Raw genomic sequence first — 10,044 nt, 5'->3', positions numbered from 1 at the left:
TTTGATGTCCAAAATTTTGTTTCGTTCACCAACTCAAGGTTAGCTACTAAAAACTTTATTGATTACGTTTTGCTTGTTCAGTTTTCAAGGTTCATTTTGTCGCTATCGTTTTCAGCGACTCTATTATCATAACTTGTATTCAACAAGAAGTCAACAACTTTTTAAAAATCTTTTTTCGAATCTTTTTCAAGTCGTCCTTCTTGTTAAGGACAAGTAATAATATATAATATAGCATTTTAAAAATCAAGTTTTTTTTGAAAAAAAGTTAAAAATCTTTTTCTCATCGACTACAAATAAGAGAATTCCTACTATAACAATGAATCCACCAATAATTTGTGTGGCTATTAAATACTCCTTAAAAATTAGAAGAGCTAAAATGGCCGCGCCAATTGGTTCAAATAATATCGCAATGGAGACTACATTTGTACTAACGTATTTAATAGACCAATTGAATAGAGTATGACCAAATAAATTAGGAACTATCGCTAATAAAATAAACCATATCCAGTCCATAGTCGAATAAGGGCCAAACGATTCCCCCTTAATAAGAACATAGATCAATAATGTAATTGTACTAACAGCATAAACAAGCATCGTATATGTCACAAGAGATAATCTTTTCCGTACATCTTGTCCAAATAAAAAGTAAGCTGTAACAAGTGCACACGCAATAAGAGCAAGCATGTCTCCATAAAACGCAGTTCCGCTAAGTTTAAAATCTCCCCAACTAATTAAAATACTACCGACAATAGCAATAACTCCTGCTAAAATGGTTTTTAGCGTAATGTTCTCTTTAAAGAAAAAATATGTACCTATAAATGCAAACAATGGCTGTAATGTAACCAAAACTGTAGAACTTGCTACAGAAGTGTAATTGAGCGATTCAAACCACAAAATAAAATGGAAGGCCAAAAATATGCCTGCAATAGAAGAAAATAACCAATCACGTATTCTTAATTCCTTTATCTCGTTAGAGTACTTCCAAAAAAACAGAGGCGCCATTATTAACACCGAAAAGAACATACGGTAAAACGCAATAACCCCCGCTTCTGCATTTGCTAATTTTACAAATATGGCAGATAGGGATACAGAAATTACGCCAATAAAAATAGGTATGTATGGATGAATTTTTGGTTTCTCCATAAAATCAACCTCCAATCAATTTTGCCTCGGCATCATTACGTCTGGATTCGGCTAACATCTATAAAGACTCCTTTCCAATTCAGTGAAATCCGCCGGAAACTTTAACTTATACTCGCATTCATCTCACTACATAGTAAAGGTGAAGACATTTGTAGCTGACGTTTCACTTTCGCTACATAAAACATTTGTAGCTGACGTTCCACTTTCGCACATAAAACATTTGTAGCTGCCGCTTCGCTTTCGCTACCGAAAATATTGCTTTCAAGAAAATAAAAATACTTATACTTAATTACTATCGTGATGTACAATACACAAAGTAATGTACATATAATAATGACACCTTGCATATCTCTTAGCAATACGAAATATCTGTGGAGGGTTGCGTGTGGAAACCTTGGAAAATATGATTACATATGAAGTTGGCATAAAATTAGTAATTGCAGCCACATTAAGTTTAGTGATCGGCATCGAAAGGGAGTTAAAAAAGAAGCCTGTAGGATTAAAAACGAGTTTAGTTATTGCTACATTTAGCTGTTTATTAACTATTATTTCGATTGAAACTGCATACTCAACACCCCCGAGGTCAGGAATTAATATTACAATGGACCCCCTTCGCTTGGCTGCTCAAATTGTTAGTGGAATTGGTTTTCTTGGAGCCGGTGTTATTTTAAGACGGGGGAATGATAGTATCTCAGGTTTAACAACTGCAGCAATGATTTGGGGAGCTGCGGGGATAGGAATTGCTGTTGGCGCAGGATTCTATATAGATGCTACATTAGCTGTTATTATCATCGTCTTCGGAATTGAGGTTTTATCGCCTTTTCTAATGAAAATAGGGCCAAAAAGAATTCGTATGCGAGAAATATCATTGAAAGTTCAGATTAACAATGATGAAAATAGTGAATCCTTTTTACAATTCCTAAAGGAAAACAATATTATTATCGAAAACATACGCATTCTAGATATTCCGAATAATGATCATGTTTTTCACGAATTAGATTTACGCTTATCATTAATAATATCTGATAACTTACTGTCATTTTATCGTTCATTACGAACACTACCTTATATAGAAAAAATCGAAATGGAAATTTTAAATTAGTTGGAGGATTCTTTCGTGTCAGAAATATTGAAACTATTAAAGAACGGTAATAAACCTTCCCTGTTGGCAGCAGTAGTCAATGCCTTTTTAGGAATTATAAAAGGTGCTGCCTTCTTCTTTACAGGTAATATTGCTATGTTTGCAGAAATGATGCACTCTCTAGGAGATGCGGCAAACCAATTATTCGTTTATATCGGCTCAGCGCTTTCGAAAAAAGCTCCGACAAAACAATTTCCTGGAGGCTTTGGCCGAATTGTAAATTTAGTTTGCCTTTTTGCTGTCATTATTGTAGCTATCCTTTCTTATGAAACTGTAAAAGAAGGCTTACATCATTTTATGCATCCTTCTGGAGAATCTAAAGGAATGCTCATTGCACTAGGCGTGTTATTTATCGGTATTATTTTAGAGGGATCAGTTCTTGCGAAGGCTTCCGTTGAAATACTACATGAGGCCGGGCAGGAAAAAACGGGAATACTAACAGCTGTTCCTAAAGCTTTTCCCTATTTAAATCGTGCAAAACCAGCAACAAAACTAGTATTTATGGAAGACTTAGTTGCTACAGGAGGCAACGTCTTGGCCTTCGCCGCTATTTTAATCGCACATTTTACAGGCTGGACAAGAATAGAAGGACTTGTTTCAATGATTATTGGCTGTATGATGTTTTATGTAGTAGCAAAGGTTTTCCTTGATAATGCACGAGGAGTTATTGGTGAAACAGATGAAGAAATGCTGAATCATATTGCTCATCTTGTTATGGATGACCCAAACATTAAAGATATTGTTCGCTTAGAGGTCGTTAAAGAAGGCGAATTTTTACACGTGGAATTAGTCGCCGAAGCTGATCCCAACCTATCACTCGCATTTCTAGATGATGTACGTGACCATTTAACAGAGGTCATTTTAAGTCAGAAGGGCGTATCAAAAGTGGCAATTTTATTTGATGAGGATGATGGAAAACTGGATTGGGTGCATATTGGAGAAAGACCGGAAGACCCAACATTCAAACAATAGCATCATGTTCCTAAATAGGATAAATAGCCAATTGCCTTATTTCAGGCAGTTGGCTATTTTTTATACCAGCATTAGATGACTTTGTTCTCGATTAACTTCTTCTTCTATTAAACAATCTAGAATCTTTTCATTCCTTACAAAAACGTGATCTGTTATCATAAAAGTCAATAACATTTTTAATGCGATAATCTTTTTTACACCTTGCTGTTGAATAACGATTTTTGAGAATTTTAATGTTGCCAATCGATTAGCTAATGCATATTCTTCTGCATTTGTAATCTCTCTTCCATCTGCATAGCAACCTAATATGAAATTACCAGCATAAGAATTTTTCAATACATTAGGATGCATAGATTGGTAATGTACCGCTGCTATTGAATCATCATTATTCATCATTTGATGAGTCACCAAATAATATTTTAAAGCACCTTTTAAATCTATTGCAATTGCTGTGTCTGCTAATATTGTTCGATAATAAACTAGCACTATTTCAGCATCTCCTAAATAAGGTTCCACTTCTACAACGATTTCCCCAGAAGGACGTACAAACAATTGTACATTTGCTTTATTTACACCATCTGTAAAGGTAATATTCGTTTGGCCACATTGTAAACTTTTAAAGAATATACTTTGATCAACGATATATCCCGTGACAATTTGGTCATTCTCAATTTGCAGTAATTTCGTTTCAATCCCCAATACTTCTACACAATTTTGCATTTTATACACGTGCCGCTGAAATGTCGTCTTTATGCAACCCAATGTGACCTTGCGACTTTCAAGCATTTGTTTCAACATTTGTCCCTCTCCATCCTAGTTTATTATTATCTTTATTTTAATAAACAGAGTTGAACAAATTCTGAACAATTCTACAATTAATGAGAACATTCGACATAGGATTGTTACTTGCTCAATAAAAAAAACATGAGACTACAACGCGTAGCCACATGTCTATTTTCATATTAAAGGGAGTTTTGCAAAATAGTTTGCACATCTTCTTCCTGTAATTTGTTGAAGTTTCCAAAAGGTCCATTTTGCATAGCATGCTCTACAATTTGCTGGAATTTTGAATCATCAATTTCATAATCTACAAGTCGACTCGGTGCTCCTAGTGAAGTCCAGAATGCCGATAAACGATCAATTCCTTCGTATGCAACCTCTTCTGGGGACTTCCCTGTTGCGTCAACACCGAAAACGCGTGTTGCAATGCCTGCAAAACGCTCTGGATTTACGGGTACACTAAGACGCATCCAATGTGGTTGTAATATTGCTAAACCACCTGCGTGTGGAATATCGTACACTGCAGATACAGCGTGCTCAATATTATGTGACGCCCAATCACCGCGAGAACCAATTGATAAGAATCCATTTAACCCTATTGTTCCGGCTAATAAAATCGTTTCACGCAACTGAATATTCTCTAAATCTTCTATCAATTTAGGTGCTGTTGCAATGACAGTTCTTAATACCCCCTCACACATTTCATCAGTAATCGGTGTATTCGTCGTATTATGGAAATATTGTTCAAGTACATGCGACATCATATCAACCATACCGTAAACTGTATGATTTTTTGGTACTGTCACTGTATATGCTGGATTTAAAATCGAAAATTTCGGGAATACCGCAGGGCTACCCCAGCTTAGTTTTTCCTCAGTAACCGAATTTGTAATAACAGAGCCGGAGTTCATTTCGGAGCCTGTTGCAGCTAGCGTTAATACTGTTCCAAGCGGTAATGCGTCCTGCACAAATACTTTACGCTTTACAATATCCCAAGCATCGCCATCATATTTTGCACCAGCAGCTATTAACTTAGAACAGTCAATTACGGAACCGCCTCCAACAGCTAGGACTAGATCAATGCCTTCTTTTTTACAAAGATCAATACCAAGTCTTGCTGTTTCTACACGCGGGTTTGGCTCAACACCACTTAGTTCAAATATTGTTTTATCCGCTTCTTGTAACTTCTCGATGACAGCATCGTATACACCATTTTTCTTAATGCTACCCCCACCATAAACAACTAACACCTTTTTACCATGTAGAGCTAACTCATTTGATAGCTTTTCCAATGCATCTTCACCAAAATGTAATTTCACCGGATTATAAAATGTAAATGAATCCATTCAATTCGCCCCTTTCTAGTTGGATTTTCTCATATTTATATTAATGAAAGCAAAGAATTAAAACCATACTATTGGCTCCTCGATTATTGAAAAAAATGTTCATGGAGCAATGTCCTAAACATCTTATTCATACGAATAAAAATGGTACGCATACAAAAAAACGAGTCATCCGACTAGGGATGACCCGTTTTTCATTTATATATTGATTAAACCCATCCACGGAAGCGTGAAGCTTCTGCAGTGCGGCGAACACCTACCATATAAGCTGCTAAACGCATGTTAATGTTACGTGTTGTCGCTGTTGTATAAACGTTTTCAAATGCATCAACCATTTTTTTGTACAGACGTTCTTCAACTTCTTCTTCTGTCCAGTAATAACCTTGGTTATTTTGTACCCATTCGAAGTAAGAAACTGTTACGCCACCAGCAGATGCTAATACGTCTGGTACTAGTAAAATGCCACGATCAGTTAAAATTCTAGTTGCTTCAGCAGTTGTTGGACCATTCGCTGCTTCTACTACGATGTTTGCTTTAACGTTATGTGCATTGTCAGCAGTAATTTGGTTCTCAATAGCAGCTGGCACTAGAATATCACAATCAAGCTCTAATAATTCTTTATTTGAAATTGTATTTTCAAATAATGTAGTTACAGTACCGAAGCTATCACGACGATCTAATAAATAGTCGATATCTAAACCTTCAGGATCATGAAGTGCACCATAAGCATCTGAAATACCGATTACTTTCGCGCCTAAATCATGCATAAATTTCGCAAGGAAGCTACCTGCATTACCGAAACCTTGAATAACAACGCGCGCACCTTTAATATCAATGCCACGTTTTTTCGCTGCTTCTTGGATAACGATTGTTACACCTTGTGCTGTTGCACGGTCACGACCTTGAGAACCACCAAGCACTAGTGGCTTACCTGTGATGAAACCTGGTGAGTTGAATTCGTCCATACGGCTGTATTCATCCATCATCCAAGCCATAATTTGTGCATTCGTAAATACGTCTGGAGCAGGAATATCTTTTGTTGGTCCTACGATTTGACTAACTGCACGTACATATCCACGGCTCAATCGTTCGATTTCATCCATAGACATTTGACGAGGGTCACAGATGACACCGCCTTTACCACCGCCATACGGTAGATCCACGATACCACATTTCAATGTCATCCACATTGAAAGCGCTTTAACTTCTTCCTCAGATACTGCCGGATGGAAACGTACCCCACCTTTAGTTGGTCCTACAGCATCATTATGTTGTGCACGGTAACCAGTAAATACTTTTGTTGTACCATCATCCATTTTCACTGGAATACGAACTTGTAGCATGCGAAGTGGTTCTTTTAATAATTCATACATAGCTTCGTCATAGCCAAGTCTATTTAGAGCCTCTTGAATAACTACTTGAGTTGATGTGAACAGGTTTAAGTTTTCAGACATATTAAATCGCCTCTTTGTTTTTTTTAATGATAGTATATCGGCATCATTGTAACATACTTCCGAATTAAAATGTGAACATTTTGTTAAATATTAAATACTTTTTCAATTTGTTCGATTGACCAATCTAAATCTTCTTGTGAAATAACAAGTGGTGGCGCAAATCGAATAACTGTATCATGTGTTTCTTTACATAATAGGCCTAATTCTTTAAGTTTTTCACAGTATGGACGTGCCGCCTCTGTTAATTCCATTCCGATAAATAAACCACGACCACGAACTTCTTTAATGACTGGGTTATTAATTTCTTTTAATTTACCTTTAAAGTATTCACCAAGTTCGTGTGAACGCTCTGCTAATTTTTCATCTAGTAATACTTTAATTGAAGCAATAGATACAGCACATGCTAAAGGATTACCACCGAAAGTTGAACCATGTGATCCAGGATTGAATACACCTAAGATTTCACGATTTGCAGCTACACAAGAAATTGGGAATACACCGCCGCCTAAAGCTTTCCCTAAGATGTACATATCAGGCTCTACTTCTTCCCAATCACATGCGAACATTTTACCTGTACGTGCTAAACCAGCTTGGATTTCATCTGCAATGAATAAAACATTGTTTTCACGGCATAGCTCGCGCGCAGCTTTTAAGAAGCCTTCTGATGGAATAACGATACCAGCTTCCCCTTGAATTGGTTCAATTAAAAACGCTGCTGTGTTTGGAGTAATTGCAGCTTTTAACGCTTCTAGGTTACCGTAATCTACTAACTTAACATTCGGTAACATTGGACCGAAGCCACGACGATATTCTTCGTCAGATGATAAAGATACAGCAAGCATTGTACGACCATGGAAGTTACCATTACATGCAATGATTTCTGCCTTGCCATCTTCTACACCTTTTACATCATATGCCCAACGACGAGCTGCTTTAAATGCAGTTTCTACCGCCTCTGCACCTGTATTCATCGGTAATACCATTTGTTTATTCGTTAATTTTCCAACAAGCTCATACCATTCACCAAGGTTTTCGCTATAAAATGCACGAGAAGTTAATGTTACTTTATCAGCTTGCTCTTTTAACGCAGCGATAATTTTTGGATGACGATGTCCCTGATTCACAGCAGAGTATGCTGATAGCATATCTAAGTATTTGTTACCCTCTGGATCTTTTACCCAAGCACCTTCAGCTTCTGAAATAACGATTGGTAGCGGGTGATAGTTTGCTGCACCAAAATTTTGAGTTTGTTCAATAACTTGATCTGTTTTTGTCATATAGTATTCTCTCCTTACGTTCATGATGAAAAATCTTTGGAAGACTATGTTTCTCTATAAGTAAAATCAATAGAATGATTTCAGCATTTTCTGAATTTAAAAAGCAAGAATCTGCTCACTACTCCTAGGTAAGCCGCCTCGACGGTTCTTGCCGGACTCACTTTACCAGGAGGAGTCTCGCAGATTCTCTTATAATTTATGCCTCAGCAAAGCGTCCGGAAGCATAATTTCTTCAGTCAACCTAAAGAAGTTATAGCATTTCAGAAGTTGTTTTTGCTTGCATGTGAAGTTGTAGATAGTCAGGGCCACCTGCTTTTGAGTCTGTACCTGACATATTGAAGCCGCCGAATGGTTGGTAACCAACGATTGCACCAGTACATCCACGGTTGAAGTATAAGTTACCTACATGGAAATCTTCACGTGCTTTTTCTAAGTTCATACGATTATTTGTAATAACCGCACCAGTTAAGCCGTATTCAGTATCATTTGCAATATCAATTGCTTGATCGAAATCTTTAGCTTTTGTAATAGCTACAACTGGTCCAAAGATTTCTTCTTTCATAACTCGTGCAGAAGGAGCTACGTCTGCAAATACTGTTGGTTGGATGAAGTAACCAACTGAATCATCTGCTGTACCACCTGCAACAAGGCGACCTTCACCTTTACCAATTTCAATGTACTCTGTAACTTTATTGAACGCCGCTTGGTCAATAACTGTTGCCATGAAGTTGTTGAAGTCTGATGGGTCACCAACTGTTAACGTGTTTGTTAATTCCACTACACGTTCAACGACTTGGTCATAAACATCTTCAACGATAACAGCACGAGAACATGCTGAACATTTTTGACCAGAGAAGCCAAATGCTGATTTTACGATAGATTGTGCTGCAAGCTCAAGATCTGCTTCTTTATCAACAACAATTGTATCTTTACCGCCCATTTCAGCGATAACACGTTTAATCCAAATTTGACCGTCATTTAATACGGATGCACGTTGGTTAATACGTAAACCTACATCACGAGATCCTGTGAAGCTGATAAAGCGTGTTTTTGGGTGATCAACTAAATAGTCACCTACTTCTGCACCAGAACCTGGTACAAAGTTCACAGCACCTGCTGGAAGACCAGCTTGCTCTAATACTTCGATAAATTTATAAGCAACTACAGGTGTTGTTGAAGCTGGCTTTAATAATACAGTGTTACCTGTTACTAAAGCTGCCACCGTTGTCCCTGCCATAATTGCGAATGGGAAGTTCCATGGTGAAATAACAATACCAATACCTAATGGAATATAGTCATAACGGTTGTATTCACCTGGACGGCTTTCTACAGGTTGACCTTCTTTAACACGTAGCATTTGACGACCATAGTATTCTAAGAAATCAATTGCTTCTGCAGTATCTGCATCAGCTTCAGCCCATGGTTTACCTGCTTCTTTTGTTAAAAGTGCAGAGAATTCATGTTTACGACGACGGATAATTGCCGCTGCTTTAAATAGTACGTCTGCACGAATAGCTGGATCTACTTTTTTCCAAGTTTTAAATGTTTCGTCTGCTGCTTGCATTGCTTTTTCAGCTAGTTCTTTATTCGCTTTTGATACGCGACCAATTACTTCTGTTTTCTTTGCAGGGTTATATGAAACGATTTTATCTTCTGTAGTAATACGTTCGCCACCGATAATAAGTGGGTAGTCTTGACCTAAATAACCTTCTACTTTATTTAATGCTTCTAAATATGCGTTGTAATTTGCCTCTTGAGTAAAATCTGTGAATGGTTCGTGTTTGTATGAAATCATACTTAATCCTCCCTCGTGAGATGTGTTTTAAGTGTGCAAAAAACATTGACGCAAAATATCTTTGCGTTTAGAATATTCTTACACTTATTATAATGCAAAATTTCGTTGCATATTTCAAGTAAAAAATTTTTTGAGGTGC

General features: G+C 37.1%; 9 protein-coding genes. 2 read left to right on the top strand and 7 right to left on the bottom strand.

The genetic code is table 11. The features are described from left to right. Window positions 1-243 precede the first annotated feature (243 nt). Window positions 244-1,143, bottom strand: coding sequence for a DMT family transporter (locus ACFVT8_RS17170; RefSeq protein ID WP_387083699.1), 900 nt, complete (start codon window positions 1,141-1,143; stop codon window positions 244-246). Between the two features lie 101 nt (window positions 1,144-1,244). After that, window positions 1,245-1,490: a hypothetical protein gene (locus ACFVT8_RS17165; protein WP_387224305.1), complete on the bottom strand. Its 246-nt coding sequence runs from the start codon at window positions 1,488-1,490 to the stop codon at window positions 1,245-1,247. Between the two features lie 38 nt (window positions 1,491-1,528). On the opposite strand from ACFVT8_RS17165, the gene ACFVT8_RS17160 reads away from it, so the two are divergent. Together ACFVT8_RS17160 and ACFVT8_RS17155 are read left to right on the top strand one after the other, a co-directional pair. Then, entirely contained in the window at window positions 1,529-2,245 is a 717-nt protein-coding gene (locus ACFVT8_RS17160) for an MgtC/SapB family protein (protein WP_387083697.1), read from the top strand. A gap of 15 nt (window positions 2,246-2,260) precedes the next feature. Next, window positions 2,261-3,256, top strand: coding sequence for a cation diffusion facilitator family transporter (locus ACFVT8_RS17155; RefSeq protein ID WP_387083696.1), 996 nt, complete (start codon window positions 2,261-2,263; stop codon window positions 3,254-3,256). A 60-nt stretch (window positions 3,257-3,316) separates the two neighbouring features. On the opposite strand, the gene ACFVT8_RS17150 is transcribed toward ACFVT8_RS17155, so the two are convergent. The 5 genes from ACFVT8_RS17150 to pruA all read right to left on the bottom strand — a co-directional run bounded on the left by ACFVT8_RS17150 (window position 3,317) and on the right by pruA (window position 9,905). Continuing rightward, window positions 3,317-4,054: a hypothetical protein gene (locus ACFVT8_RS17150; protein WP_387083695.1), complete on the bottom strand. Its 738-nt coding sequence runs from the start codon at window positions 4,052-4,054 to the stop codon at window positions 3,317-3,319. A gap of 164 nt (window positions 4,055-4,218) precedes the next feature. Continuing rightward, on the bottom strand, window positions 4,219-5,382 hold the full coding sequence (locus ACFVT8_RS17145; RefSeq protein ID WP_387083694.1) for an iron-containing alcohol dehydrogenase: 1,164 nt from the start codon (window positions 5,380-5,382) through the stop codon (window positions 4,219-4,221). A gap of 206 nt (window positions 5,383-5,588) precedes the next feature. Next, window positions 5,589-6,833: a Glu/Leu/Phe/Val family dehydrogenase gene (locus tag ACFVT8_RS17140; RefSeq protein WP_387083693.1), complete on the bottom strand. Its 1,245-nt coding sequence runs from the start codon at window positions 6,831-6,833 to the stop codon at window positions 5,589-5,591. Window positions 6,834-6,916: 83 nt separating this feature from the next. After that, window positions 6,917-8,110 (bottom strand): ornithine--oxo-acid transaminase, encoded by a 1,194-nt coding sequence (locus tag ACFVT8_RS17135; RefSeq protein ID WP_387083692.1) that lies wholly within the window; start codon window positions 8,108-8,110, stop codon window positions 6,917-6,919. 250 nt (window positions 8,111-8,360) lie between these two features. Beyond that, a complete protein-coding gene (pruA, locus tag ACFVT8_RS17130) occupies window positions 8,361-9,905 on the bottom strand; it encodes an L-glutamate gamma-semialdehyde dehydrogenase (RefSeq protein ID WP_387083691.1) in 1,545 nt (514 codons plus the stop codon). Between the last annotated feature and the right edge of the window lie 139 nt (window positions 9,906-10,044).

This window comes from Lysinibacillus sp. NPDC058147, from assembly GCF_042884205.1.
Lineage (GTDB): Bacteria > Bacillota > Bacilli > Bacillales_A > Planococcaceae > Lysinibacillus.
The sequence above is the reverse complement of the archived record's forward strand: the minus strand, read 5'-3'. Positions and strand labels throughout refer to the sequence as shown.

Excerpts from the sequence above, each read along its gene's own strand:
- ACFVT8_RS17170 (WP_387083699.1), bottom strand. The coding sequence starts at position 1,143 with ATGGAGAAACCAAAAATTCATCCATACATACCTATTTTTATTGGCGTA.
- ACFVT8_RS17165 (WP_387224305.1), bottom strand. The coding sequence starts at position 1,490 with ATGCAAGGTGTCATTATTATATGTACATTACTTTGTGTATTGTACATC.
- ACFVT8_RS17150 (WP_387083695.1), bottom strand. The coding sequence starts at position 4,054 with ATGTTGAAACAAATGCTTGAAAGTCGCAAGGTCACATTGGGTTGCATA.
- ACFVT8_RS17145 (WP_387083694.1), bottom strand. The coding sequence starts at position 5,382 with ATGGATTCATTTACATTTTATAATCCGGTGAAATTACATTTTGGTGAA.
- ACFVT8_RS17140 (WP_387083693.1), bottom strand. The coding sequence starts at position 6,833 with ATGTCTGAAAACTTAAACCTGTTCACATCAACTCAAGTAGTTATTCAA.
- ACFVT8_RS17135 (WP_387083692.1), bottom strand. The coding sequence starts at position 8,110 with ATGACAAAAACAGATCAAGTTATTGAACAAACTCAAAATTTTGGTGCA.
- pruA (WP_387083691.1), bottom strand. The coding sequence starts at position 9,905 with ATGATTTCATACAAACACGAACCATTCACAGATTTTACTCAAGAGGCA.